Here is a 26,650-nt window from a genome sequence, read left to right on the forward strand (position 1 = left end):
ATGCTTAACTATTTAATTAAACGGTTGTTATGGATGATCCCAATGCTCATTGGTATTAGTCTTATTTCATTTTTTATTATGCACCTAGCACCAGGTGACATTACCGCATCAGAATCAGCCTTCAATCCAAAAGCATCTGAAGAGTCTCGTCAAAAACTAAGGGCGCTTTATAACTTAGATAAACCCTTGGTTACGCAATATAGCTTATGGTTAAAACGGATTGTTAAATTAGATTTTGGTAATTCATTTGCTTCGCATCAGCGTCCTGTTTTATGGGAAACAAAAGATGATAAAGGCAATATCACTAAAGGTATGATTCAAGATGCTCTTCCTATAACCCTGATGATTAATTTGATAGGGTTACTTATTATTTTTGTGCTTTCAATATTTCTTGGCGTTGTTTCGGCAGTCAATCAAAATCGATGGCCAGACCGACTCATTACCATAATTGTATTCATAGGCTTCGCGGTACCTGGATTTTGGTTAGCGCTTTTATTAATGTATTGGACTGGGGTCACTCATTCTTGGCTCCCTATTTCAGGCTTACATAGCGTAGGGTATGAAAAGATGGGGCTAATGGCTCAATACCTAGATTTAATTAAGCATCTAATATTACCAGTCTTTGTTTCAAGCTTAGGCGGCCTCGCAAGCATTTCACTTTACGTCAGAAATGGAATGTTAGATGTACTTCAACAAGAGTTTATTACAACAGCGCGCGCAAAAGGACTCACAGAAAATAAAGTAGTTTATGGCCATGCCTTGAGAAATACATTATTACCTCTCATCACTATAGTAGGTCTATCTATTCCAGGCTTGATTGGTGGCTCTGTCATTGGGGAGTCAATTTTTGCAATTTCTGGCATGGGTAAATTATTTTTTGACGCTGTATTAATGAGAGATTTTCCAGTGGTAATGGGAATCCTTACGATCGGATCTGTCTTAACGTTGTTTGGAAATTTAATCGCAGATATTGGTTATGCTTGGGCAGATCCAAGAATTAGGCGAGGTATTACAAATTGAAAATCCTTACGCAAAATCCACTCGCTTTAAGTGGTTTCATTATTATTGTATCTGTTCTTTTTATCGCAATATTTGCTCCATGGTTATCGCCTTACGATCCAAATTACATTGATATTCAATCCATACTTCTACCCCCTTCTGTCTCGCATCTTATGGGAACTGACGGATTAGGAAGAGATGTTTTCTCACGCATGCTTTATGGATCTAGAATTTCGCTTTTAGTAGGTATAGTAGCTGTAGGTATCGCTACTGTCATTGGAACATTTTTAGGTGCTGTTGCTGGATTTTATCGAGGCTATATCGACTCTATTATCATGCGCTTTGTAGATATTATGTTATCCATTCCTACTTTCTTTCTGATACTTGCAGTCATTGCATTTTTAACGCCGTCAATTTGGAACATTATGATTGTGATTGGATTGACTTCCTGGATGGGTGTTACTCGTCTTGTTCGTGCAGAGTTTTTAAGTCTCAGAAATCGAGAATATATATTAGCAGCAGAAGCTATGGGCGCTTCAGATTACAGGCTTATTTCAAAGCATCTACTCCCCAATAGCCTAACACCTATCATCGTAACTTCAGTTTTAGGTATTGCAAGCGCGGTGTTAACTGAATCTGGATTGAGTTTTCTTGGGCTTGGGGTTCAAGCACCACAGTCCTCATGGGGTAATATTTTGACTGATGGCAAAGAGTATATTCAGTTTGCTTGGTGGCTATCATTATTTCCAGGGCTGGCTATTTTGATTACAGTCCTAGGTTATAATTTACTTGGTGAAGGCTTAAGGGATTTACTTGATCCTAAAAACAAGAATCAGCAAAAATAAAGGATTACATGATGGGGTTTTTAACTGGGAAACGAGTTTTAATTCTTGGTCTTTTAAGTGACCGATCTATTGCATATGGTATTGCTACTGCAATGAAACGTGAAGGAGCTGAATTAGCTTTTACTTACCAAATGGAAAAGCACGATGAGCGCGTAAAAAAACTTGCTCAAGATTTTAATTCAAATATTGTTCTACCTTGCGACGTTTCATTTGATGAGCAAATCGACAATCTCTTTCCTTTATTAAAAAAACACTGGGATAAATTAGATGTTATTGTTCATTCGCTAGCCTTTGTTTCAAAAGAAGCTTTAAAGGGAGATTTCGTTGAAGCAACGACCCGTGAAAACTTTAGAGTAGCTCATGATATTAGTTCTTACAGCTTTACAGCCCTAGCTAAAGCAGCACTGCCGATGTTAAGCGAGCATGCAAGTTTACTTACTTTAAGCTATCTTGGCGCTGAGAGAACAATGCCTAACTATAATGTGATGGGACTTGCCAAAGCAAGTTTAGAGGCTAACGTAAGATATATGGCTCAGAGCTTAGGACCAAAAGGTATTAGGGTTAATGCAGTTTCAGCAGGGCCTATTAAAACACTTGCCGCGTCTGGCATTGCTGACTTTGATCGCATGATAGACTTTAATGAGAAACATGCCGCTTTAAGACGAAATGTGACAATTGAAGAAGTTGGAAATGCAGCTGCTTTTCTATGTAGCGATCTTGCTTCAGGCATCACGGGCGAAATTACATATGTAGATGGCGGCATGAATATTACTGCCGCAGGTTCAATCGATTAATTCTTTTGTGTTGTCTCGAAGAATTTTTGATTCACTGATACATTGGCCTTCGCTTTTAACCCTTTCAGATAAGCACTCAAATATTCATTAGATAATGCATCTGTATAACTAGATGCGAATTCTTTTTTATTTTCTTCATTCTCATCATTCGGAAATGCTACTTTACTGACTTTAACAATCACGTAACCGTTATTGCCATCAATAAAACCGCTGTAACTAGGAAGCCTGTCTGTAGGCATTTTGTAAGCCTGATTAATGACAGCCTCGCCCAAGCCTTTTGTATTTTTTCGGTCGACTAAAACTACAGGTTGCCAAACAATTTTACGTGAAGAATCACTAATAGACTTCAAGGCTGCTTCACCATCGGTAGCCACTAATTTCTTTGCAGCTTCAAATTTTAAATATTCTTCAATATCGGCTTTAACTTCAGTAAATGGTTTTGTAGATTGCGCTTTGTAATCAACAACACGGGCAGAAATTAAGTTGTTAGGCGTGACTTCGATCGCTTCAGTATTTCGATGGTCCTTAATTGATTCTTTCGTATATATAGCGTTCATCAATGTTTCATTTTTAAAGAATTTATCTGTGTCGCTACGGCTAATCCATTCAGTTTTTTGAATAGGCAAATTAAATTTTTTCGAAACCCCATCAAGACTTGATGACTGCTCATACACTTTATTACTAAAATCTTCAGCAAGAGTTGCAAATTTATCTTGTGCTTTTTGGTAGATTATTTCAGCTTTAATTTGTGACTTGATGGCGTCAAAACCACCGCCTTCACCAATGATTTTTGTCAGTTTAATAATGTGGTAACCAAAATCAGATTCAACAATACTACTAATCTCGTTAACTTTCATTGAGAAAACAGCATCATCAAAAGGCTTAACCATCATGCCACGATCAAAGGTACCTAGCTCCCCACCTTTTCTGGCAGATTCAGGATCTTGTGAGTGTTTTGTTGCTAATTCTTCAAATTGCTTAGGATTCTTTTTAACCTGATTTAAGATGTCTTCAGCCTTTGCTTTAGCCTTAGCTTTTTCTGCTGGAGCGGCATTCTTAGATGAAGCTATTAAAATATGACTTGCTTCTCTTTGCTGCTTATTTTGATATTTATCTGCATTTGTTTTATAAAAAGCTTTCACTTCATCTTCGGATACATTGATGGTCGGTAGAATGCTTGTTAAAGAAAATATAACAAACTCGGCTTTCACTTGTTCAGGTGCTAAAAACTTAGATTTATTTTTGTCATAAAAATCTTGCATATCTTTTTCGGAAATATTTGCTTTAGCCATATATTCTTTAGTTTTAAATTCAGCAACAGTAACTTCCCTTTGTTGTGATGTTACTTTCAATGTTTCCGTTAAATTATTAGGCGGAATAAATGTAAGTTTTTGCAGTCCATCACGCACTTGCTGAATGAGTAAATCATTCCTAATGCTTTCTTCAAATTTCTTAGGGTTGAGTTGATTATTTTGCAAGACTTTATCGTAAAGTTCTTGTGAAAATTTTCCATCTTTTTGAAAATCAGGCATACCTATAATGTATTGGCTTAATTGTTGATCTGTGATTCTAAATTTAGATTTTTTAATATCATCATTTATTAATTGTTTTGTGATGAGTCCATCGACTACAGACTCTTTAAATTCTAATGAATCAAACATTGCAGGATCGTTTTTTTTACCTTCACTCATAATCCGATTACGAACATTTTCAATCGCACGATTATATTCTGGTAGTGTAATTTTATAGCCATCAACTTTGGCGATACTTAAATTATTGCCAGCTTGGTTGAGATATGAATCAATTCCAAACAATGCGAAAGGAATAAGAACCAGCGCCAAAATAACTTGTGCCGCTTTAGTTTGAGCATAACTTCTAAATTTATCTAACATTGGATTTATCCTATTATCTTTATAATTTTTTGATAAAAAAAGTTGCCAAAAAGTTCTCACTTAATGAACAAAAAGGCGAATCTTAAGATTCGCCTTAATGATATTGGCGGAGTGGACGGGACTCGAACCCGCGACCCCCTGCGTGACAGGCAGGTATTCTAACCAACTGAACTACCACTCCAAAACTTGTTACAAAAATTGGTGGGTGCTGACGGGGTCGAACCGCCGACATTCGCCTTGTAAGGGCGACGCTCTACCAACTGAGCTAAGCACCCATGCACACTCATTAGTAAGGCGGCTATTTTACAACATAGTCCTTACCAACGCTAGGTTTACGCTAATGTGTAATGGATTTTGTAATAGTGCTGGCGTTCTTATGAGGCACAGGAGTGGATTTTTGGTCCTTTGTAGCTATATTTTTTGGCATTTTAGTCAAAGCAAGCTCTAAAACTTCATCAATCCAACGTACAGGATGGATATCTAAGGCATTTTTAACTTCATCAGAAATTTCAGTTAAATCTTTTACATTTTGCTCAGGAATAAGAACAGTTTTAATGCCTCCCCTATGAGCTGCAAGCAACTTCTCTTTTAGGCCGCCAATTGGTAAAACTTCACCTCTTAAGGTTATTTCCCCTGTCATAGCAACATCAGCACGCACTGAAATATTGGTTAAAGCCGATACAATTGCTAAAGTAATGCCTATACCAGCACTTGGACCGTCTTTAGGTGTTGCGCCTTCGGGTAAATGAATATGAATATCATTTTTTTCGTAAAAATTTTCAGTTATACCTAGTTTTTTAGCGCGGCTTCTTACAACACTCATGGCAGCATGAATAGACTCCTGCATGACCTCGCCTAATTTACCAGTAATGATTGTTTTTCCTTTGCCTTGTAAAACCACAGCTTCAATAGTCAATAATTCCCCGCCTACCTGAGTCCAAGCGAGCCCTGTGACTTGACCTATTTGGTTTTTCTTTGAAGCAAGACCAATGTCATAGACTTTAACGCCTAGATAAGCCTCTAGATTCTTGCTATTTACAATAACTTTTTTAAGAGATTTTTTGCTCAATAACTCTTTCACTGCTTTTCGACATATTTTGGCGATTTCTTGTTCTAATTTTCTAACGCCCGCTTCTCTAGAATAATATTGAATAATCTCTCTTACAACTTTAGCGGTAATGCTAATTTCAGATTTTTTTAAACCATGCATTTTAAGTTGTTTAGGTAATAAATAATGCATCGCAATATTAAGCTTTTCTGCTTCCGTATAACCCGACAAACGAATAATTTCCATGCGATCCAAAAGTGGTTCAGGAATATTCATTGAGTTAGCAGTAGCCACAAACATCACATCAGATAAATCGTATTCAACTTCTACATAATGATCTGTAAAAGTGTGATTCTGCTCAGGATCCAAGACCTCTAAAAGCGCTGAAGCCGGATCACCTCGGTAATCTTGACCCATTTTATCCACTTCATCTAGTAAGAATAATGGGTTAGTCACTCCTGCTTTAGTCATGCTTTGTAAAACTTTACCAGGCATCGAGCCAATATAAGTTCTTCGATGACCGCGAATCTCAGATTCGTCTCTTACACCACCTAGAGCCATACGAATAAATTTACGATTTACAGCTTTAGCAATGCTTTGTCCTAGAGAAGTTTTTCCAACTCCTGGGGGGCCTACCAGACATAAAATAGGCGCTTTGAGTTTATCAACTCGCTGTTGGACTGCGAGATATTCAATAATACGCTCTTTGACTTTTTCGAGGCCGTAGTGATCTTCATCCAAGATCTTTTCTGCAAGCGCCAATTCGCGACTAATTTTAGTTTTTTTCTGCCACGGTAATCCTATTAATGTATCAATGTAGTTTCTAACTACTGATGCTTCAGCCGACATGGGCGTCATCATTTTCAATTTTTTAAATTCAGAAGTGGCTTTATCAAGAGCCTCTTTTGACATACCAGATTCTTGGATACGTTTCTCAAGTTCGTCTAAATCTACACCTTCATCTTGCTCGCCTAATTCTTTCTGAATGGCTTTGACTTGTTCGTTAAGATAGTATTCCCTTTGGCTTTTTTCCATTTGGCGCTTAACGCGACCACGAATTCTTTTTTCGACTTGAAGAATATCAATTTCAGACTCCATGATCTTCAAAAGATGATCTAAGCGATTTTTAATTTTCAATGTCTCTAAAATCGTTTGTTTCTCTTCTAGTTTTAACGTGAGATGCGCTGCGATCATATCTGCTAATCTGCCAGGGTCTGTAATAGCAGCAAGAGAGGTTAAGATTTCAGGAGGAATTTTTTTATTTAATTTAACGTATTGATCAAATTGTGAGAAAACCGTTCTCATTAATGCTAATGATTCTTTATCTTTAGGTTCAGGGATATTGATCTCATCGAATCGAGCAACGAAACAAGCTTCTTGATCAAGCACTTCCTTAATTTTTACGCGGCTTAAACCTTCAACTAAAACCTTCACAGTACCATCAGGTAATTTAAGCATCTGGAGAATAGATGCTACGGTGCCATACTCGTAAAGATCTTTGGCATCAGGCTCATCTTTACTTGCAGATTTTTGAGCTACTAAGATTATTTTTTTATCTTTATCAGATGCAATTTCCAAAGCTTTTACAGATTTCGTACGTCCAACAAAAAGTGGGATCACAAGATGAGGGTAAACAACTACATCCCTTAAAGGCAAAAGGGGCATGAAATCTTGCTGGGGGTCTTTAAATTTAATTTCTTGAGCCATTAGGATGCTTTCATAAGCGTTAATTAATCTAGAACATTGGGTCAGTTTATAATATTTCAAGGCCTTACTGACCAACTACGAAGCTTATTTTTTTCCTGAAACTTGTTTCTTTTCTGAGAATAAGAGTATAGGTTTGCTTGATTGTTCAATCACACCATCATCAATGACAACCTTTTCGAGATTCTTAATGGAGGGTAATTCGTACATGGTATCTAATAAAACATGCTCCATAATTGAGCGAAGACCCCGCGCGCCCGTCTTTCTTTCTAACGCTTTTTTGGCGATTAACCTTAGTGCTGAAGTTCTAAATTCTAGCGATACGTGTTCCATAGCGAAAAGTTTAATGTACTGTTTGGTTAAGGCATTTCTCGGCTCAGTAAGAATCTGCACTAGAGCATCTTCACTTAAAGATTCAAGAGTTGCAACAACAGGAAGCCTTCCTATAAATTCAGGAATTAAACCAAATTTTATTAAATCTTCTGGTTCGACATCTTTAATGACATCGCCGATCACTTTAGCATCTGCTTTGCTATTTACTTGAGCCCCAAAACCAATGCCGCCTTTTTCAGACCTTTGTTTAATAATTTTTTCTAGCCCATCAAAAGCACCGCCACAAATAAATAGAATATTTGTAGTGTCAAGCTGAACAAATTCTTGATTTGGATGTTTGCGGCCACCCTGAGGCGGAACTGAAGCGACAGTACCTTCGATAAGTTTTAAAAGCGCTTGCTGGACACCCTCTCCTGAAACGTCTCTTGTGATTGAAGGGTTTTCAGATTTTCTTGAAATCTTATCGACTTCATCAATATATACAATTCCCCTTTGAGCTTTTTCAATATCGTAATCACATTTTTGTAATAATTTTTGCATGATGTTTTCAACATCTTCGCCAACATAACCAGCTTCAGTAAGCGTTGTAGCATCTGCCATCACAAAAGGAACATCAAGTAATTTTGCGAGCGTTTGTGCTAAAAGTGTTTTACCAGAGCCCGTGGGACCAATAAGAAGAATATTACTTTTTGAAATTTCAACATCTTTGTGTTCAATATCTATCTCAGAATTACTATCTCTAAGTCTTTTGTAATGATTGTAAACAGCCACAGCTAAAGTTCTTTTAGCGCTTGTTTGTCCTATGACATGCTCATCAAGTTGATCACAAATTTCTTTAGGAGTGGGGAGCTGATCGTGGTCTTTAGCTTCTTTCGAAGGGCTCTTAACTTCTTCTTTAATAATGTCATTGCATAAATCAACACACTCATCACAGATGAATACTGAAGGGCCTGCAATTAGTTTTTTTACTTCGTGCTGACTTTTGCCGCAGAATGAGCAATAGAGTAATTTTTCGTTATCGCTTTTAGTGGCCATAAATAGATAGGATCAAATGACTTGGGATCTCTTCGAAATAACTTGGTCTACCATACCATAATCTACAGATTGCTCGGCGCTTAAGAAGTTATCTCTATCAGTATCAGCAGCAATTTTTTTAAGTGTTTGGCCAGTATGGGTTGCTAAGATTTGATTTAGCTTTTCTTTTAAAAATAAAATTTCTTTTGCGTGAATTTCTATGTCTGATGCTTGCCCTTGGAATCCACCTAAAGGCTGATGAATCATTACGCGAGAATTGGGTAAGCAGAAACGTTTTCCTTTTTCCCCGGCCGCAAGTAATAGCGCTCCCATGCTGGCGGCTTGTCCGATACATAAAGTGCTTACGTCAGGCTTGATAAATTGCATTGTGTCATAAATAGCCATCCCAGCGGTGACAGAGCCGCCTGGTGAATTGATATATAAAGAGATGTCTTTATCAGGATTATCTGCTTCGAGAAAAAGTAACTGGGCAACAATAACATTTGCTGTCATATCATCTACTGGCCCTACTAGAAAAATAACACGCTCTCTTAAGAGTCGCGAATATATATCGTAAGCCCGCTCACCTCGGCCGCTTTGCTCAATGACCATAGGCACATAGCCTAAATTATTTGGGGATGTATAAGCCATGATTAAGCTGGAGCTGGCCCCGTCATAAGCTCATCGAATGTTGTTTTTTTGTTCTGCACTTTACATTGCGTGATAAACCATTCAACAACATTGACTTCAGTTGCAAGTGCTGTTGGCTCTTCAAGTCTTGAAGGTTCAGCATAAAACCATTGAACAGCTTCTTCTGTATCATCAAAATTAAGTGCAAACTCATTGACCATAGCTTTAATTTGATCTGCAGATGCGCGCAAATTATTTTTAACAACAATTTCAGCGAGAACTAGCCTGAGCTTGCATGTTTTTTTTGCTTGCTCTTCAAACATTGAAGGATCTAGCTTAAATTGTTTTAAATCAGCACCACGCTGTTTTAAATTAGCGTAAGTGGATTGAGCCATGCGATTGATTTCAAGATTAATCAGTGCTTTAGGTAAGTCTGCATTACAGACCTCTAATAACTGAGTGAAAACCTGTTCTTTTAATTTAATTTTTACTCTTTTATCAAGTTCTTGCTCTAGGCTTTGTTTAATTTCATCACGCATTTGATCTACATTGCCATCAAGAACACCAAGAGATTGAGCAAACTGAGAATTAACTTCAGGAAGCTTAGGTTTTGCAACTACAATAAAATTCACATTATATTGAACTGTTTTTCCTGCTAATTCTTTAGGGTTATGCGTTTCTGGGTAATTCACTTCAAATGTTTTGGACTCACCTGCTTTTTCACCTACAAGATGGTCATCAAAAATCGCAAAGCGAGAGTCATCACCTAAGATAATCTGAATCGGTTTATCGCCTGTCGTTTCAACTTGTTTGTCATTTATAAAGGAGGTTAAAGTTAAAGTAAGTCGATCGCCTTTAGCGGAAGCTTCTTTAGACTCTATAAATTGGGATCTTTGTTTAAGAAGGACATCGATAGTTTTGTTAACATCTTTATCGGTAATTTGAGCTTCAGGCTTATCAATTGAGATAGCTTTAAAGTCACCTAAAGTAACTTCAGGGAATACCTCGAATGTCGCTGTATATTCAAAATCTTCTTTGACTTGATTAAGAGGTTTATGTTGAATATTAGGCATGCCAACAACGCGTAGTTTATTTTCTTCAATGGCTTGGCCGAATGAAGTCTCAATAGCTTCAGCAAAGACTTCTTCTTTGACTTGCGGGCCATATTGCTGCTCAATCATCTTTAAAGGTGCTTTACCGGGCCTAAAACCAGGCACTTTTGCTGTTCGAGTTAAGCGTTGAAAACGACTCGACATTTCTTGTTGAAGAGGTTCGACAGGCACCTTAACGGTTATACGTCTTTCTAAATTACTTAATGTTTCAACTGCTGTAGCCATACTTAAAATTCCCTAAAATTCATATCTGTGGTGCGAAAGGAGAGACTCGAACTCTCACGCCTTGCGGCGCTGGAACCTAAATCCAGTGCGTCTACCAATTCCGCCACTCTCGCGATGATTAAAAAAGTTATATATAACAAAAATTTAGCTCTATTTTATAACAATTTAGTCTTTATCTAAAAGGAATAATTCAATGAATCAATGAAATACGTAGATATTTTGATTTAAGATGTCATAAATTATTAGAAACTATTACGCTACAAACCTAAAAGATTCAAATTGAAAACTCGAGCCCTTATATTGCAATTTTTCCCTAGCCTATTTTTTGTATGTTTTGTTGCGATTAGTCTATCGGGCTGCAATTTTAACAGTTACGAGACTAAACCTATTGCTAATCAAGAAGTTATTGAAAAAATCACTACAAAAGACCCTGAAGATCCAAAATTTAAAGAGTTTTTAAGAGTTCAAGGGTTTAAAGAAGATAACCTTTCAATTAAAGAATGGGGACTTAGAGAGCTTATGCTTTGCGCACTTTTTTTTAACCCAAGAATTGAAATTGCAAAGAAAGAATGGGATGTTGCCAAAATTCAAGAAATAATCGCCCCAATTAAAGCACCCTCTTCTATAGGCTTTGAGGGTGGCAGACAAACCACAGGGGTCAAAGAAAGCTCAAGAGATGCTTTTGGCCTCACTTTAATCACATTATTTGAAACAGCCGACAAGGCTAAAATTAGAGAAGAGAAAGCAAGAAATCAGTCATTGATCAAACGGCTAGAACTAAGAAAGCTAGCATGGGATATTAAATCAGATCTCACTTTAAATTTTATTCGCTACCATCAACACCTCCTCAATCTTCAAATAGTAAGGAGTGAAATAAAACTGCAAAGTGAAATTTTAAATATGCTAAAAAAAAGAAAGTCGCTTGGGCTAAGTTCATCAATCGATAGTAATTTTAATCAAATTGAACTGAATAAAAATATACAAAAGTTAAATGAGGAGCAATACCAACTTAATGATACAAAATCAAAATTAGCCTCAATCTTAGGCATTTCAGCAGAAAAATTTAATACGATGCGAGTTGCCAATATAAATTTTGATCAAAATATTGAGGGCTTTAGCAAAATACTTGATGATGAAACAAAACAACAGGATATTATCAATCTTGGCCTGTTTAATCGTATTGATTTAAGAATAGCCTTAGCAAAATATGCGGTTTCAGAATCGCAACTCAAATTAAATATTGCAAATCAATATCCTGATATTAGATTTTCGCCTGCCTATATTTTTGATTACGGATCCAGCAAATGGCTTCTCGGCATAACTTCAATAATTCCAACAGTCGAAAAAAATAAAAACCTCGTTGAAGAAGCAAAAAAACTAAGAGATATTGAAAACCTACAAGTGGAAAGAATCCAAACGTCAATCGTCAATGAATTAGCAAAACTAAGAGATAATTATATAAATGCTAAAGATATGGTTAGGAAAGATACTGAAGACCTATCAGCAGCAAATGAGCTGGAAAATTCAATTGAAAGTAAATTTAATCAAGGTGAAATTGATCGAATTGAATTAACCCAGCAAAAATTAATAACTATGCAATACAAACGAAGATTTTATACAAATAAAATTACATTAATGAAAATAGGTTTTGACTTTGAAGCGCTTTTACAAGAACCCCTAAACAACAAGAAAAATAATGAAAAATAAACTGAATACTTTTCTTGTTATCCAAGTAATACTAATTTTAATTCTAGTATGGCTACTAACTTATTTCGGTCGAGATGAATTTAATAACATAAAACCGAATACAGATAATTCAAAAAATGCACAAAGTTTATTAAAGACAGCTAATGGAGTGAGCTATATAACTCTTAGTTCTGAAATACAGTCTAATAGCGGAATAAAGATCCAACCTGTCCAATCTTCAACTTATATAAAGAACCTTACAAATTATGCAACTGTGCTTAGTATTGACTTATTGATTGAACAAAAAAATAGATTTAATGAAATTAAAAATCAAATAAGCCTCTTATCGAATGAATTAGATAGGGATAAAAAAAATTACGAAAGATTTAAAGCGCTTAACGATGACAATAAAAATATATCAGATAAAGCATTACAAGAAATGAAAGTTAATTTTGACAATACAAAAATAAAATTACAGGCTACTCAAGAACTTATAACTGGAATTAAGCAAAATATCAGGGCTCAATGGGGTGAAATAATATTATCTATGATTGATGTTGGCGCAAGAAAAGAATTATTTGATTTTCTCGTTCAAGGAAAAGCGCGGATTGTAAAGGTAACATTATCTGAGAATGCTAATGATCAACCTCCAAAAAATATTAGCTTAGCTTTAATCGACAATCTAAATGAAAAATTTTTAGCAAACTATCTAGCAGAATCACCCACTTTAGATAAATCGATTAAGGGAAAAACTTACTTTTATATTGTTTACAGTAATCAATTAAGAATTGATTCAAAAGTAATTGCTAGTCAAGTGCAAGATAGTTTATCTTCTGATTCTGGAAAGTATTTAGCAATTCCAAAAGAAGCAGTAGTTTGGAACTCTGGACAAGCATGGGTTTATTTGCAATCAAGTGAAAATAAATTTTTCCGTAAATCTATTGAAACCAATACTGAAAGTCCGAATGGTTGGATTGTTGAAGAAAATCATATCAAAGAAAACGACCTAATCGTAATTAATGGCGCTCAACTCTTGCTCTCAGAAGAATTTAAATATCAAATAAAAAATGAAAACAATGACTAAATTAATATGATGTCGTCTATTGTAAAGTTTTCAATAAGATATACAGGCGTCATCATAGGCCTTGCAGTGATCGCTATCATATTTGGGCTATATCAAATTACCAGAAGTCCTTTAAATGTTTTTCCTGAATTCTCCCCCAACCAAGTAATTATTCAAACGGAATCTCCAGGTCTTTCATCTGATTTAGTAGAATCGCTTGTTACCCTTCCTATTGAGAAAAATTTAGGAGGAACTATTGGCATTGAGACAATAAGATCTCAATCCATACCCGGGCTATCTGTCATCACTATCATTTTTGATGAGCGGACTGATATATTTAGAAATCGGCAAGTGATCTCTGAAAGACTTGCATCAATCACAAGCATCATGCCACAAGGTATTATCCCTAAAATAACACCACTAACATCGGCAGCATCATCAGTTTTGGGTATTGGAATTACATCAAAAACAAAATCTTTAACTGAAATTAGGACAGTGACTGATCGAGTAATTATTCCTCATCTCTTGTCAATCCGAGGCGTTGCAGATGTAAATATATTTGGTGGCAAAGTGAAACAATATCAAATTGAAATCCAGCCAGAAAAATTGATTCAATCAAATATTTCAATTGAACAAATTATTAATGCAGCTAGCAAGTCTTCGGGGGTAAGAGGGGCAGGTTTCATTGAAAATAGTAATCAAAGAATTATTGTTAATACGGAAGGCCAATCTAAATCTTTAGAAGATATTGGTAAAACACCTGTAATTACTAATAAAAATCAGATCATTTATCTTAAAGATCTAGCTGTGATCAAAGAAGGGTCAGTCCCAACAATCAGCGCAGCATCAATCAATGGTGAGGAAGGAATTTATTTATCTGTCCAAGGCCAGTTGGGTTCTGACACTTATAAACTTACCCAGCTAATTGAGGCAGCAGTTTTAGATATGAAACCATCACTTCTTGAGCAAGACATTCAAATCAACCCCGAATTATTTAGGCCTGCAAATTTTATCGATGCTTCGATAAAGGGCGTTCGTCTTGATATATTAATTGGCTCATTGCTTGTTATTATAATTTTATTTTTATTTTTATTTAACCTAAGAACGGCTTTTATATCGGCAACAGCAATACCACTTTCACTTCTAAGTGCAATTATTGTTTTAAGCTATTTTAATCTTGGTTTAAATATTATGGTTTTAAGTGGTCTCGCCATTGCTCTCGGGGAAGTTGTTGATGACGCTATAATTGATTCAGAAAATATCTTTAGACGACTAAAAGAAAATCTTAAATTAGCAAATCCATTGCCTATTGCAAAGGTCGTTTATGATGCCTCAATGGAAGTAAGAAGTTCCGTTGTATATGCCACAATGATTGTTGTAACAGTTTTTCTCCCCCTTCTTTCTTTAAATGGCGTTGCTGGAAAACTTTTTGGACCGCTTGGTTTGGCTTATATTTTTTCTATATTAGCCTCACTGGTAGTCGCGCTTACAGTAACGCCGGCTTTGTCTTATCTGCTGCTTGGGAAACAAAAATTCAAATCGTCTGAATCACCAATGATGTCTTATTTAAAGGCTAGGTATATTAAGACACTTTACTTGATTGAAAAGAAATCAACGGCAATTACGTTATTTACATTTACTTTCATATTGATTGGCTTTTCTCTTGTGCCATTGTTTAAAACACAATTTATCCCTCCTCTTCATGAAGGTCATTTCATTATGCATATGACTACCCTTCCTGGAACCTCAGAAAAAGAATCATTGCGTATTGGAAATGAAATTAGTAAAAAAATTCGTGAAATACCTGAAGTAAAATCTGTTGCTCAATGGGTAGGCAGATCACCAATGGGGGCTGATACGTTTGGGACACATTACAGTGAATTTGAAATCGAACTTAAAAATTCAGATGGGCCAACACAAGATAAGATCTTGGGACAGATTGAAAACTTAACACAAAATAATAACTATGTAGGACTTAATTTTGCTATTAACACATTCCTAACAGAGCGAATTGAAGAAACGATTTCAGGGTACTACTCCTCGGTAGTAGTAAATATTTTTGGTACAAATCTTGATACTATTGACCAAGATACCCAGAAAATATCATCTGCTCTAGCTTCTATTAAGGGTGCAAAAAATATCAATATAGTATCTCCTGCTGGCACACCACAAATTACGATACATTTTTTATCTGAAAAATTGAGTCAGTGGGGCATTCAAAAGACTGATCTGCTAAATGCAATTCGAGCTGCGTTTGAAGGACTTCCAGTAGCTCAAGTATACGAGGGAAATGCAAAAGTAAATATTTCTATTATTCTAAACAAAAACTTTCGGGACGATATTACAGATATTCAAAAATTACCTATCATGGCAGCAGATGGAAAAATTGTTGAACTGGGTCAAGTTGCTTATATAGCTCAAGAAAATGGAAGATCCAAAATTCTTCATCAGGGCGGAAAGCGTATTCAAACTATTACAGCCGATATTGGTGAAAGAGATATTAATGACTTTAATAATGATTTAAAAAGTGAGCTTAACAAGCTTAAGTTAAATCAAGGTAACTACTATGAAATCACAGGTGAAGCCCAAGCAAATACAAAATCACAAGAAGAACTTATAGTTCATTCAGTTATAGCAGGTGCAGGCATCCTCCTGTTGCTTTATATCGCTTTTGGAAATTTAAGGAATTTATTACTTACATTATTTAATCTTCCTTTTGCATTAATTGGAGGTGTGTTTGCTGTTACCTTCAATGCGGGATGGATTTCTATCGGCTCAATTGTAGGATTTGTAACGCTTTTTGGGATTACCTTACGAAATTCAATTATGTTGATATCTCACTACCAGCATTTAATTAACATCGAAAATCGCATCTGGAATTTGGAAACTTGTATAAAAGGTGCTTCTGAAAGATTGCCTTCTATTTTGATGACCGCTATTGTAACTGCATTAGGTTTACTCCCATTAGCCCTAGGAAGTGGTGAACCAGGCAAAGAGATCGAAGGGCCGATGGCTAGTATTATTGTAGGTGGCCTTGTGACATCTACTATATTGAATCTTTTAATACTGCCGAGCATTATGTTGCATTTTGGAAAATTCGAAAAAGAAGAATAAATTACTTTTCTTTAAAAAAATCAATCCACTTTTTAATATTAGAAGCTTTGTAAGCCATTTCTTCAAATTCACTTTTTGCATCAGATTGGGCAACTATGCCACCGCCTGAATAAAAATGAATTTTATTATCTTTTTTAATCAAAGTACGAATTGCAATATTAGTATCCATTTTATGATTAAATCCGATGTAACCTATTGAGCCACAATATACATCTCGTCTATGTGGTTCTAATTCATCAATGATTTCCATCGACCTTATTTTCGGGGTTCCAGTAATTGATCCGCCAGGAAAAGAATCTTTAAGTAGCTTTGTTAAAGATGAGTCAGCTTTTAGTGTTCCTTCAACAATACTCTCCAAATGGTGCACATTGCTATACGACATCAGCTCACATAGTGCTTTAACATGAATACTTCCTGTCATACAGTTTTTACTAAGATCATTTCGCAATAAATCAACAATCATTAAATTTTCTGCCCGATTTTTTTCGCTGCTAAGTAAACGCTCTGCATTTTTTTTATCTATTATATGATTTGAGTCTCTTGGCTCAGTGCCTTTAATTGGCCTTGTTTCAACACGACCTAGACTTGAGTGAATAAATCGCTCAGGTGATCCACATAAAATATCAAAATCTTCATAATGCAAATAAGCCATAAAAGGTGAGCGATTAATTTCCCTTAATTTTTTATATCCAGTCCAGCTATCTCCTTCACATTGAGCATAATATTTATTGGATATATTAATTTGGTAGGCATCACCTGCTTTTATGAATCCTAAAATTTTATTAACAATTCCTTCATAAGATTTATAGTCTAAGAGTGGTTCGATAGATGAATGAATTTTAAATATTTGATTTTTAGGTTTTGCATTTCTAAACTTTTCAACAATCTCTTCCAAATTATTCTCTGTATCTTTATTTTGAAAATGAGATGCAATCCATGTTTTTTTTTCTTGGTGATCTACAATCAAGGCCCAGTCATATATACCAGCCATCATCAGAGGGATACCAATATGATCTTTATTAATCTTAATATGTGACTGTCCTAACTCATAGGAGAAGTAACCTAAGGCACCGCCAGTGAAAGGCAATGAAGAATCCTGAACTTTAAATCGAGTGAGAATTTTTTCTAAAACATCAAAAGCATTTTCCTTGAGAGTCTCTTTTTGATTATTTTCTTCAATGCATACGGTATTTTCATCTGCAACAATTTTTATAAAGGGATCGCTTACTATTATGTCGTACCTAGATTTGTCTGAAATATTTTCATCTAAATCATTATGAATGCCACTATCTAGATAAAAAGACCATGGGTCGTTAGCAATAGCCTCAAAGTAAATGGAGCTATCTGAAAAATAAGGCAAAGAAATGAGATGTGTATTATTCAACGGCTGTTGAGTTTTTAAACTTAATGATATGAAATTATATGCTGATTAAATAATTAAGGGCGCATAAAGCGCCCTTAATTATTTAATACCATACGAGGATTTACTCTAAGTTTGCGTGAATTGCTCGCATACCTTCTTCTGTCAATCCTTTAGTGTGAATTAATTCTGAAATAACTGCTTCAAGATAGATCAGTGTAGATAATTCAAATGAAGTGCCCATAGGCATTCCATTAGTAAGACCGAAAGAATCATCATTACCAATTTGCACAGTTAACTCTGCCATATCCGACATAGGAGATTTATTTTTCATAGAAATCACGACAATCTTAGCGCCTTTTGATTTAGCAGTTTCAAGAAGCGGCAACAGTGTTTTTGTGCCTCCAGAACCTGAAATCACTAAAAATAGATCACCTGCTTTAATTGCTGGCGTCACAATTTCACCCACCATATTAACTTGATAGCCGCTATGCACAAGACGCATTGCAAAAAAGCGCGAAACAAGTCCTGATCGTCCAGCACCACCTACAAAAATACGGCCTGCTTCATCTATGTGCTTGAGAAGCTTAGCCGCATTACTTTGTTCAGTGACTGCTAAAACGCTTGTAATTTTATCTAATAGTAATTTTTGATGCATGTTGAACCCTTTTTATTTAAAAATAAACAACCTATAAAAAAAATCCCGACTCATTGCTAAGTCGGGACTTGATTTAGTTCATCAATAATTGTTTCTTAACAATTATCCATGAGCAATTTTTGTGATTTCTGCAGCAGCAGCAGCTGGATCAGCAGCGCCGTAAATTGCAGCACCAGCAACAATAATAGATGCACCAGCATCTTTAACTTGCTGAGTTGTAGCAGCTTTTACACCGCCAGCAACTGAAATTTTAACGCCAGTTTTTAAACCAGCAATCATAGCTAAGTCAGCAAAAGGTGTGTGACCAGCAGCTTGTGCATCAAGACCAGTGTGAACACCGATAATTTGAACGCCTGCAGCAACACATTCTTTTGTTAAAGCTTCTTTGTTTGCAACGTTGATCATGTCAACTTGAACTTCTTTACCATATTTCTTAGCAGCAGCAACTACGCCCTTGATTGTAGCGATGCCTGAAGCGCCAAGAACTGTACAGATATCTGCACCAGCTTTATAGAATGGCTCAGACTCATACTCACCTGCATCCATTGTTTTTAAGTCAACAAGGATTTGGTTCTTTGGGAATTTAGCTTTTAATGTTTCAAGAAGCTTGATACCGTTATGCTTAATGCATGGTGTACCAATTTCAAGAATGTCTACGTGTGGAGCAACTTTAGCTGCTAATGCAACTGTTGCGTCAAAATCTAGTGAATCTAATGCCATTTGTGTTAAAGCCATGGTTTTTCTCCGTATTTATTACAAGTTTTCTAAAATAGTTCGTTGCTAAAAGGAAGTTTGAACTTCATGAAGCAGGAAACTGATCATATAGGGCTAATCATTTTGTGTCAATAATCAACCCTGCTCACTCTATAGTCATTTAAGGTCATTTTTATGACAATAAATGGCTTATAGTTTTTCGTTTAAAGCTGTTTCGAGTTTGTTTTGATCAACTACGAAACCACGAATACCTTCTGAAAGTTTCTCAGTTGCCATCGCATCTTCGTTTAATACAAAGCGGAATTCATCTTCAGTCATTTTAGCTGGGGCTGATTTTGAAGCACCGCCGTCTTTGAGTAACCGTGGTAAATCTCCCTGTGTTGCTTCAAGCTCTTGAAGAAGATTAGGTGCAATTGTTAAACGATCACAACCAGCTAGTGCTGTAATTTCACCAATATTTCTAAAAGAGGCACCCATTACGACTGTTTTATATCCATGCTCTTTGTAATAAGCGTAAATTTTACGAACAGATATAACGCCTGGATCTTCTTCTGATGTGTAAGTATTGCCAGTTTTAGCTTTATACCAATCAAGGATTCGTCCCACAAATGGGGAAATAAGGAATACGCCAGCCTCAGCGCATGCGCGAGCTTGTCCGAAACCAAAAAGAAGTGTTAAGTTACAGTTAATGCCTTCTTTTTCTAAAATCTCGCCTGCTTTAATCCCTTCCCATGTGGAAGCCAATTTAATAAGTACGCGATCTTTTTTAACACCAGCTTCATCGTAAAGACCAATTAATTTTCTACCCTTTTTAACCATCGCATCAATATTAAAAGATAAGCGCGCATCTACTTCAGTAGAAATACGGCCGGGAATGTGTTTTAGGATTTCAAGCCCTACAAGCACAGCTAACTTGTCAGCTGCATCTTCAACTTGCTGAGCTTTGTTGCTGCTTTTAGATTTGGCGTATGCAATAGCTTCCTTAATCATAGGCTCACATTGAGGGAGCGTACTTGCTTTTAATAACAAAGATGGGTTAGTGGTTGCGTCATAAGGTTTTACTGTTTTAATTGCTTCCACGTCACCTGTGTCTGCAACGATCGTTGTCATGCCTTTTAATTGCTCTAATAATGTTGCCATTGCTTTAAATCTCCAAAAAATGATGTCTTTGAAATCGGATCGTAAATTATATATGAATTGACTCTCAATCCTAAGATTTCAAAACATGTTTTACGCTTTAAATCACTAATTTTGGAGTAAACCTAGCATTTCTTCATAAAAATAAATGTGAATATTACATTTTAATGAAAATTAACAGATTTTAATGCTTTTTAGATACACTTTAAGTATATTTAGCAACATTTTTTATAATATGACGCTTAGTTTTATACCCTTTTCCACCCTCCACAATCGCCAACACATTAAACCAAAACATTAGGATGAGGATTCAGATGACAATAAGGTGTTAATTTGGCAAAATGACGTCTTTTTATGACGCCTCACATTAAAGATTTTTGAAGTTAACCGTCTTTGCCCTAAAAACCAATTAAACTAAAACACCATTACTAAAAATTAAATTCTAAGTTCTTCAAGTTACTAACCTAAGGGCCTTTATGTCAGCACATGTCATTCCACTAGAAAATCTTCGAAATACAGATGTTGGGTCTGTTGGAGGGAAGAATGCATCTCTAGGTGAAATGATTTCTCAACTTCATGCTAAAGGTGTTCGAGTGCCTACTGGATTCGCAACCACAGCGCATGCATTTAGAGAATTTTTAGCCCATAACGCGCTTGACGAAAAGATTGCTAACGAACTTAAAACATTAAATACAGACGATACTTCTGCGCTCGCAATTAGCGGAAAAAAAGTAAGGCAATGGATTATTGACACACCCTTCCCGTCTTCTTTAGAAAAAGCCATTGAAGAAAACTACACACGACTCACAAAGAATTCTGCAGAAGGAATGACTTTCGCAGTGAGATCTTCTGCCACCGCAGAAGACTTACCTGATGCCTCCTTTGCAGGCCAGCAAGAAAGTTTTTTAAATATCCATGGTGTAGAAAATATTAAACATGCGATCAAAGAAGTTTTTGCGTCACTCTATAATGATCGCGCTATTTCATATCGCGTACATAAAGGTTTCGTGCATGCTGATGTTGCAATTTCAGCAGGCGTGCAACAGATGGTAAGAAGTGATATTAGCTGCTCAGGTGTAATGTTTACGATCGACACCGAGTCGGGATTTAAAGATGTTGTATTTATCACCGCCTCTTATGGTTTAGGTGAAACGGTTGTTCAGGGGGCTGTTAATCCAGACGAATTTTACGTCTTCAAACCTCTTTTAAAAGAAGGTAAACCAGCAATCGTCAGACGCTCCATTGGATCTAAAAAAATTAAAATGGTTTTTAGTGACGCAACACAAGCTGGAAAAAGTACACATACGATTGATGTAGATCCTAAAGAAAGTGATTCGTTTAGCTTAAACGATCAAGATATTCTAGAGCTTGCTCAATATGCTGTCACTATTGAATCTCATTATGGATGTCCTATGGATATTGAATGGGGTAGAAATGGTTTAGATGGAAAAATTTATATCCTCCAGGCAAGACCTGAAACCGTAAAGTCTCAATCAAAAAACGCAATTGAAGTTTTTAAATTAAAGGGAACTGGCAAGGCCATTGTTGCTGGACGTGCGGTCACTCAAAAAATTGGTGTTGGTCCTGTTCGCATTGTGAAAGATCCATCTGAAATGCATTCCGTGCAACCTGGTGATGTCCTGGTCGCAGATATGACTGATCCCAATTGGGAGCCTGTGATGAAAAGAGCTTCAGCACTTGTTACTAACCGAGGTGGTCGCACATGCCATGCTGCGATCATTGCGCGCGAACTTGGTATTCCAGCTATTGTAGGGAGTGTCGATGCAACTGAGCTTCTTCAGGAAGGTGAGATTGTCACCGTATGTTGTTCAGAAGGTGAAACTGGATTTGTTTTTCAAGGTGCCCTTGAATATGAGGTGAATACAGAAAAAGAAACTGTCCTTTCTACTCCTCCAGTCAAAATTATGATGAATGTTGGCAATCCAGATATGGCATTTACGTTTGCTCAAACACCAAATGATGGCGTAGGTTTAGCACGTCTAGAATTTGTGATTAATAATATGATTGGGATTCACCCTAAAGCCATTTTAAATTATGCCGCCATGCCGCAAGATATTCAAAAACAAATAGCACATCGTGCGCGCGGCTATGCTAATCCTAAACAATTTTATATCGATAAAGTGGCTGAGGGTGTTGCAACGATTGCAGCAGCGTTTTACCCCAAACCCGTGATCGTAAGAACCTCTGACTTCAAATCGAATGAGTATAAAAAATTAGTAGGTGGAGATATTTACGAGCCAGATGAAGAAAATCCAATGATCGGTTTTAGAGGTGCAGCACGTTATATGTCAGAAGATTTTAAAGAGTGTTTCGTCATGGAATGCCAAGCTATGAAAAAGGTACGTGAAACATTAGGCTTAACAAATGTAGAAATCATGATTCCATTTGTGAGAACACTGGAAGAAGCAAAAGAAGTGACATCAATCATGGCAGCAAACGGACTTAAACGCGGGGAGCACGGACTTCGTTTAATTATGATGTGCGAAGTACCTTCTAACGCGATCTTAGCTGAAGCATTCCTTGAATACTTTGATGGATTCTCAATTGGATCAAATGATTTAACTCAACTAACATTGGGCACCGATCGCGACTCTGGTATTTTGGCGGATGGTTTTGATGAAAGAAATGATGCAGTAAAATTATTAATTCAAATGGCAATTAAAGCCGCTAAAAAAACAAAGAAATATATCGGGATCTGTGGCCAAGGTCCATCAGATCATCCCGACTTTGCTGAATGGCTTGTTAAAGAAGGTATTTCATCTATGTCACTCAATCCTGATACAGTGATCAGTACCTGGAAACGTATTAGCCAAAAATAATGTCACAACAAAAAAGAACAGCGTTCTTTATCTCAGATGGAACAGGCATTACAGCTGGCGCATTAGGCCAACTTTTAGCACACTTTCCAGAAACACAATTCACGCAAATTAGAATTCCATTTACTGATTCCGACGCTAAAGTGGATGATGCGCAAAAACGTATCGTCAATGCAAGAATGGAAAATGGGCAAAGACCGATTGTCATCATGTCGATTGGTAACCAAAAACTTCGCGCTGAACTTAAAGAAGTTGATGCTTACTACATCGACCTTTTTGATTCATTTATTGAACCTTTAGGTGTTGAATTACAAGAAGAACCACTGACACGACCGGGTGTAGCACATAGTATTTCAGGCGCTATTTATTCAGACAGAATGGAAGCAATTAATTTTGCATTAGGCCACGATGACGGCATGACACATAATGGTTTAAATCAAGCCAATGTCATTTTAGTGGGCGTATCAAGATCAGGCAAAACACCGACAAGTATTTATCTCGCGATGCAATTTGGTATTAAAGCCGCAAACTATCCCCTAACGCCTGAAGATTTTGAAAGAAAAGCGCTGCCGCCTATTTTAGAAGGTTATATTGATAAAATTTTCGGGCTAACAATACAAGCAGATCGCTTATGTAGCCTTCGAAGTGAAAGACGCCCAAATAGTACATATGCTTCGCTTGATAACTGCAGAAAAGAAATTACTGATTGTGAAAATCTTATGAAGCGAGCAGGCATACCTTGGGCAGATTCGACCACACGCTCAGTCGAAGAGCTATCAGCTATCATCCTACAAAAAATTCGCCAACCGAATACTTAAAACGTATTACTTTAATTCTGCCTTAATTTTGTCTAGTATCTCGGGTGAGTCAGGGTTAACAGCGCTCGAAAAAGCAAAGACTTTTTTCCCTTGAGGTAATATTAAATATTTGAAAAAATTCCATTGAGGCATTTGACCCGAAGTTTGAATCAGTTCCTGATAAAAAGGGTTTGCATTTTTTCCTGTTACACTTGATTTTGTTGTCATAGGAAAATCTACTGCGTAGGTTAACTTACAAAAATCTCTCACTTCCTTGTCAGTACTTAATTCTTGATTAAAGTCATTTGAAGGAAATCCAATAACTAACAAACCTTTATCATTATATTTCTTATAAAGCGCCTCTAGCGCATTAAATTGGGGAGTAAATCCGCACTTACTTGCAGTATTGACGACTAAAATAGGCTTCGATTGGTAATCACATAAATTAATTTTTTCACCTTGAAGTGTATTAAACTGATGGTTGTATAGAGGGGGGCAGGCGGCATAAGTCATGGCTGGTATTATCCAAAAAAATAATAATAAAAATGTTTTCATGAAACTAATCTCAAAAATTAAAATCAATTGACATTATATTCCTAACTTAATTCAAAAATGTTTAAAATTCTATTCGCCTTAATAATTTTCTTTACTTTAGCTACTCAAACCATAACATCCGAAGTAAAGGCTAATACTAATTACAATTATCTGATTTATATCAATGAGAGCTTTGATAAGCATCCAATTCGTTTAAGAGGTACTAGGAGCTACACCGGATATTGGGTTCAACAGGCTTCAATTTTAAAAAAATCTGCTTTATCAGGATTGCCTAATAGTGCATGGTGTGAAAAGGGGAATTATGGAAATTTGATTCTGTCTCTAGAGCCACATATTTTTTTCAACCCAATCATGACTACCTATTATGGTACTCTCAAAGCAAAAATTTATAATCAAGATGGAAAAATCATAAAAACAATAAAAGTAGAAGATGAGTTAAGCGGTATCCTAACTGTTTTGTATGAGGTACCTGTTGATAAGCTTTATAAAAAACTTTTATTAGCTCTCGATGAACAAATCAAAAACGATACTGAGACTAATCTTATCCTTAATGATAAAACATCAAAGGGAATAGAAGGTACTTTTTGCCTAATGCTAGACTAAGATTTATTCTTAGGAGTTGATAGGTATAGATTTATTTTTCCATCGAGATGGGGCTTCTGAATAAATAGACTTACCATGGGTATCGATAGATACCATCACAGGCATATCTTTTACTTCAAATTCATAAATGGCTTCCATGCCTAATTCAGGAAATGCAACTATCTTAGATGAAGTAATGGCTTTTGAAACTAGATAAGCCGCACCCCCTACTGCGCTCAAGTAAACGGATTGATATTTTTTGATTGTCTGAACGGCACTTTCACCGCGTTCTGCTTTTCCAATCGTGCCCATGATACCCAACTCAGCTAACATCATTTCCATAAATTGATCCATACGAGAGGCTGTGGTAGGTCCTGCTGGGCCTATCACTTCATTGCGAACAGCATTAACAGGTCCCACATAATAAATAAATTTATTTTTTAAGTTTACCCCAACAGGTAAAGCTTCCCCCTTCTCAAGAAGGTCAGCAATTTTCTTATGCGCACCATCTCTTGCAGTAAGTAATTTTCCAGTTAATAAAAGTAAGTCTCCTTCTTTCCATTCTTCGATTGATGCTTTATCAATAGAATCAAGATTAATTCTTTTAGCATCTTTTTGAGCGGCCCAAGTATCTTGAGGCCATAAATTTAAATCCGGTATTTTAAAATGTGCCGGACCATTGCCATCCAAGATGAAATGTGTGTGCCTCGTTGCTGCACAATTCGGTATTAATGCAATTGGCAATGACGAAGCGTGACACGGATAATCGATGATTTTAACGTCAAGTACTGTGGTTAGACCACCAAAGCCTTGCGCGCCTATACCTAGCTGATTTATTTTATTATAAAGTTCAATGCGTAACTCTTCAGTCTTATTCTTTGCACCACGCTTAACGAGTGACTGAATATCAATCGGTAACATCAGTGACTCTTTTGCCATTAACATTGCTTTTTCAGAAGACCCGCCAATGCCGATACCAATCACGCCAGGTGGGCACCAGCCCGCTCCCATCTCAGGAATGACTTTTAAAACCCAATCTACAATACTATCCGATGGGTTGAGTGTTATGAATTGAGCTTTATTTTCTGAGCCTCCACCTTTTGCATTGATAGAGATACTTACTTTGTCCCCTTTGATTAACTTCACGTGCGTGATTGCGGGTGTATTGTCTTTTGTGTTCTGCCTCTTGCCAGCAGGATCTGAGACCATCGACGGGCGGAGAGGATTATCTTGATTTGAATAAGCACGTTTAACACCTTCATTCACCATATCTTCAATTGAAAGATCTGATATCCACTCTACATTCATTCCAACTTCAACAAAGGCAATCACAATGCCTGTGTCCTGGCATATAGGTCTATGGCCTAAGGCACTCATTTTTGAACTCGTAAGAATCTGAAGCATGGCATCTTTAGCAGGAACAGAAGTTTCTTTTTCGTACGCTTCACGCATGGACAAAATAAAGTCTTCTGAATGATAATAAGAAATAAATTGCAAAGCATCACTGATGCTCTCGATAAAATCTTCTTTTTGAATTACAGTCTTCATATA

20 protein-coding genes and 3 tRNA genes are annotated in these 26,650 nt (G+C 36.4%); 9 read left to right on the forward strand and 14 right to left on the reverse strand.

The genetic code is table 11. The annotated features are described in order from the left end of the window. The 3 genes from BN1208_RS04150 to BN1208_RS04160 are packed head-to-tail and all read left to right on the forward strand — an operon-like array spanning position 1 to position 2,638. A complete protein-coding gene (locus BN1208_RS04150) occupies positions 1-1,020 on the forward strand; it encodes an ABC transporter permease (protein WP_046488171.1) in 1,020 nt (339 codons plus the stop codon). Continuing rightward, complete coding sequence (locus BN1208_RS04155) at positions 1,017-1,844, forward strand: ABC transporter permease (RefSeq protein ID WP_046488173.1); 828 nt, start codon at positions 1,017-1,019, stop codon at positions 1,842-1,844. The genes BN1208_RS04150 and BN1208_RS04155 overlap by 4 nt, the downstream gene beginning before the upstream one ends. Positions 1,845-1,855: 11 nt before the next feature. Then, positions 1,856-2,638 carry an enoyl-ACP reductase FabI gene (locus BN1208_RS04160; RefSeq protein ID WP_046488176.1) on the forward strand — a complete coding sequence of 261 codons (783 nt, stop codon included), beginning with the start codon at positions 1,856-1,858 and terminating at the stop codon, positions 2,636-2,638. Here BN1208_RS04160 and BN1208_RS04165 read toward each other — a convergent pair. The 8 genes from BN1208_RS04165 to BN1208_RS04200 all read right to left on the reverse strand — a co-directional run bounded on the left by BN1208_RS04165 (position 2,635) and on the right by BN1208_RS04200 (position 10,709). Then, the gene (locus BN1208_RS04165; protein WP_046489288.1) at positions 2,635-4,530 is read right to left on the reverse strand and encodes a SurA N-terminal domain-containing protein; all 1,896 of its coding nucleotides are present in this window, start codon (positions 4,528-4,530) and stop codon (positions 2,635-2,637) included. The genes BN1208_RS04160 and BN1208_RS04165 overlap by 4 nt on opposite strands. Before the next feature lie 104 nt (positions 4,531-4,634). Next, positions 4,635-4,711, reverse strand: a tRNA-Asp gene (locus BN1208_RS04170). Between the two features lie 18 nt (positions 4,712-4,729). After that, positions 4,730-4,805: transfer RNA gene (locus tag BN1208_RS04175), tRNA-Val, on the reverse strand. Positions 4,806-4,867: 62 nt separating this feature from the next. Beyond that, positions 4,868-7,285: an endopeptidase La gene (lon, locus tag BN1208_RS04180; protein WP_046488177.1), complete on the reverse strand. Its 2,418-nt coding sequence runs from the start codon at positions 7,283-7,285 to the stop codon at positions 4,868-4,870. A gap of 84 nt (positions 7,286-7,369) precedes the next feature. After that, on the reverse strand, positions 7,370-8,650 hold the full coding sequence (gene clpX / locus BN1208_RS04185) for an ATP-dependent Clp protease ATP-binding subunit ClpX (protein WP_046488178.1): 1,281 nt from the start codon (positions 8,648-8,650) through the stop codon (positions 7,370-7,372). Positions 8,651-8,662: 12 nt separating this feature from the next. Continuing rightward, entirely contained in the window at positions 8,663-9,280 is a 618-nt protein-coding gene (clpP, locus tag BN1208_RS04190; protein ID WP_046488180.1) for an ATP-dependent Clp endopeptidase proteolytic subunit ClpP, read from the reverse strand. Between the two features lie 2 nt (positions 9,281-9,282). Then, positions 9,283-10,596: a trigger factor gene (tig, locus tag BN1208_RS04195; RefSeq protein ID WP_046488182.1), complete on the reverse strand. Its 1,314-nt coding sequence runs from the start codon at positions 10,594-10,596 to the stop codon at positions 9,283-9,285. Positions 10,597-10,624: 28 nt separating this feature from the next. Further along, a tRNA-Leu gene (locus BN1208_RS04200) sits at positions 10,625-10,709 on the reverse strand. Positions 10,710-10,875: 166 nt separating this feature from the next. On the opposite strand from BN1208_RS04200, the gene BN1208_RS04205 reads away from it, so the two are divergent. Genes BN1208_RS04205 through BN1208_RS04215 form a run of 3 tightly spaced genes read left to right on the forward strand, consistent with a single transcriptional unit; the run spans position 10,876 to position 16,459 of the window. After that, positions 10,876-12,303 carry a TolC family protein gene (locus BN1208_RS04205; RefSeq protein ID WP_046488185.1) on the forward strand — a complete coding sequence of 476 codons (1,428 nt, stop codon included), beginning with the start codon at positions 10,876-10,878 and terminating at the stop codon, positions 12,301-12,303. Then, positions 12,293-13,366, forward strand: a complete 1,074-nt coding sequence (locus BN1208_RS04210) for an efflux RND transporter periplasmic adaptor subunit (RefSeq protein ID WP_046488186.1) — start codon at positions 12,293-12,295, stop codon at positions 13,364-13,366. The genes BN1208_RS04205 and BN1208_RS04210 overlap by 11 nt, the downstream gene beginning before the upstream one ends. Before the next feature lie 6 nt (positions 13,367-13,372). After that, a complete protein-coding gene (locus BN1208_RS04215) occupies positions 13,373-16,459 on the forward strand; it encodes an efflux RND transporter permease subunit (RefSeq protein WP_046488189.1) in 3,087 nt (1,028 codons plus the stop codon). A 1-nt stretch (position 16,460) separates the two neighbouring features. Here the strand turns inward: BN1208_RS04215 and BN1208_RS04220 are convergent, their stop codons facing one another. From BN1208_RS04220 to tal, 4 genes are all read right to left on the reverse strand, one after another. Next, a complete protein-coding gene (locus BN1208_RS04220) occupies positions 16,461-17,843 on the reverse strand; it encodes an anthranilate synthase component I family protein (RefSeq protein WP_046488191.1) in 1,383 nt (460 codons plus the stop codon). 100 nt (positions 17,844-17,943) lie between these two features. Further along, positions 17,944-18,477 (reverse strand): 6-phospho-3-hexuloisomerase, encoded by a 534-nt coding sequence (hxlB, locus tag BN1208_RS04225; protein WP_046488194.1) that lies wholly within the window; start codon positions 18,475-18,477, stop codon positions 17,944-17,946. Positions 18,478-18,579: 102 nt separating this feature from the next. Continuing rightward, complete coding sequence (gene hxlA / locus BN1208_RS04230; RefSeq protein WP_028818081.1) at positions 18,580-19,212, reverse strand: 3-hexulose-6-phosphate synthase; 633 nt, start codon at positions 19,210-19,212, stop codon at positions 18,580-18,582. A 168-nt stretch (positions 19,213-19,380) separates the two neighbouring features. Continuing rightward, positions 19,381-20,331, reverse strand: coding sequence for a transaldolase (gene tal / locus BN1208_RS04235; protein ID WP_046488198.1), 951 nt, complete (start codon positions 20,329-20,331; stop codon positions 19,381-19,383). A gap of 473 nt (positions 20,332-20,804) precedes the next feature. Here tal and ppsA point away from each other — a divergent pair, with 473 nt between their 5' ends. Then, positions 20,805-23,168, forward strand: coding sequence for a phosphoenolpyruvate synthase (ppsA, locus tag BN1208_RS04240; RefSeq protein WP_082092835.1), 2,364 nt, complete (start codon positions 20,805-20,807; stop codon positions 23,166-23,168). Beyond that, positions 23,168-23,983: a pyruvate, water dikinase regulatory protein gene (locus BN1208_RS04245; RefSeq protein WP_046488200.1), complete on the forward strand. Its 816-nt coding sequence runs from the start codon at positions 23,168-23,170 to the stop codon at positions 23,981-23,983. The genes ppsA and BN1208_RS04245 overlap by 1 nt, the downstream gene beginning before the upstream one ends. A 6-nt stretch (positions 23,984-23,989) precedes the next feature. On the opposite strand, the gene BN1208_RS04250 is transcribed toward BN1208_RS04245, so the two are convergent. Then, positions 23,990-24,517 carry a glutathione peroxidase gene (locus BN1208_RS04250; RefSeq protein WP_046488202.1) on the reverse strand — a complete coding sequence of 176 codons (528 nt, stop codon included), beginning with the start codon at positions 24,515-24,517 and terminating at the stop codon, positions 23,990-23,992. A 57-nt stretch (positions 24,518-24,574) separates the two neighbouring features. On the opposite strand from BN1208_RS04250, the gene BN1208_RS04255 reads away from it, so the two are divergent. After that, complete coding sequence (locus BN1208_RS04255) at positions 24,575-25,120, forward strand: hypothetical protein (protein WP_046488204.1); 546 nt, start codon at positions 24,575-24,577, stop codon at positions 25,118-25,120. Between the two features lie 9 nt (positions 25,121-25,129). Here BN1208_RS04255 and BN1208_RS04260 read toward each other — a convergent pair whose 3' ends face one another. Continuing rightward, complete coding sequence (locus tag BN1208_RS04260) at positions 25,130-26,647, reverse strand: fumarate hydratase (RefSeq protein ID WP_046488206.1); 1,518 nt, start codon at positions 26,645-26,647, stop codon at positions 25,130-25,132. Positions 26,648-26,650: the final 3 nt, after the last annotated feature.

The sequence above is a fragment of the Candidatus Methylopumilus planktonicus genome (genome assembly GCF_000981505.1).
GTDB lineage: Bacteria > Pseudomonadota > Gammaproteobacteria > Burkholderiales > Methylophilaceae > Methylopumilus > Methylopumilus planktonicus.

Coding starts and splice junctions, on each gene's coding strand:
- BN1208_RS04210 (WP_046488186.1), top strand. CDS start 12,293: ATGAAAAATAAACTGAATACTTTTCTTGTTATCCAAGTAATACTAATT.
- BN1208_RS04150 (WP_046488171.1), top strand. CDS start 1: ATGCTTAACTATTTAATTAAACGGTTGTTATGGATGATCCCAATGCTC.
- lon (WP_046488177.1), bottom strand. CDS start 7,285: ATGGCTCAAGAAATTAAATTTAAAGACCCCCAGCAAGATTTCATGCCC.
- BN1208_RS04215 (WP_046488189.1), top strand. CDS start 13,373: ATGATGTCGTCTATTGTAAAGTTTTCAATAAGATATACAGGCGTCATC.
- tig (WP_046488182.1), bottom strand. CDS start 10,596: ATGGCTACAGCAGTTGAAACATTAAGTAATTTAGAAAGACGTATAACC.
- tal (WP_046488198.1), bottom strand. CDS start 20,331: ATGGCAACATTATTAGAGCAATTAAAAGGCATGACAACGATCGTTGCA.
- hxlB (WP_046488194.1), bottom strand. CDS start 18,477: ATGCATCAAAAATTACTATTAGATAAAATTACAAGCGTTTTAGCAGTC.
- BN1208_RS04165 (WP_046489288.1), bottom strand. CDS start 4,530: ATGTTAGATAAATTTAGAAGTTATGCTCAAACTAAAGCGGCACAAGTT.
- ppsA (WP_082092835.1), top strand. CDS start 20,805: ATGTCAGCACATGTCATTCCACTAGAAAATCTTCGAAATACAGATGTT.
- clpP (WP_046488180.1), bottom strand. CDS start 9,280: ATGGCTTATACATCCCCAAATAATTTAGGCTATGTGCCTATGGTCATT.
- BN1208_RS04250 (WP_046488202.1), bottom strand. CDS start 24,517: ATGAAAACATTTTTATTATTATTTTTTTGGATAATACCAGCCATGACT.
- BN1208_RS04245 (WP_046488200.1), top strand. CDS start 23,168: ATGTCACAACAAAAAAGAACAGCGTTCTTTATCTCAGATGGAACAGGC.
- BN1208_RS04260 (WP_046488206.1), bottom strand. CDS start 26,647: ATGAAGACTGTAATTCAAAAAGAAGATTTTATCGAGAGCATCAGTGAT.
- BN1208_RS04255 (WP_046488204.1), top strand. CDS start 24,575: ATGTTTAAAATTCTATTCGCCTTAATAATTTTCTTTACTTTAGCTACT.
- clpX (WP_046488178.1), bottom strand. CDS start 8,650: ATGGCCACTAAAAGCGATAACGAAAAATTACTCTATTGCTCATTCTGC.
- BN1208_RS04160 (WP_046488176.1), top strand. CDS start 1,856: ATGGGGTTTTTAACTGGGAAACGAGTTTTAATTCTTGGTCTTTTAAGT.
- hxlA (WP_028818081.1), bottom strand. CDS start 19,212: ATGGCTTTAACACAAATGGCATTAGATTCACTAGATTTTGACGCAACA.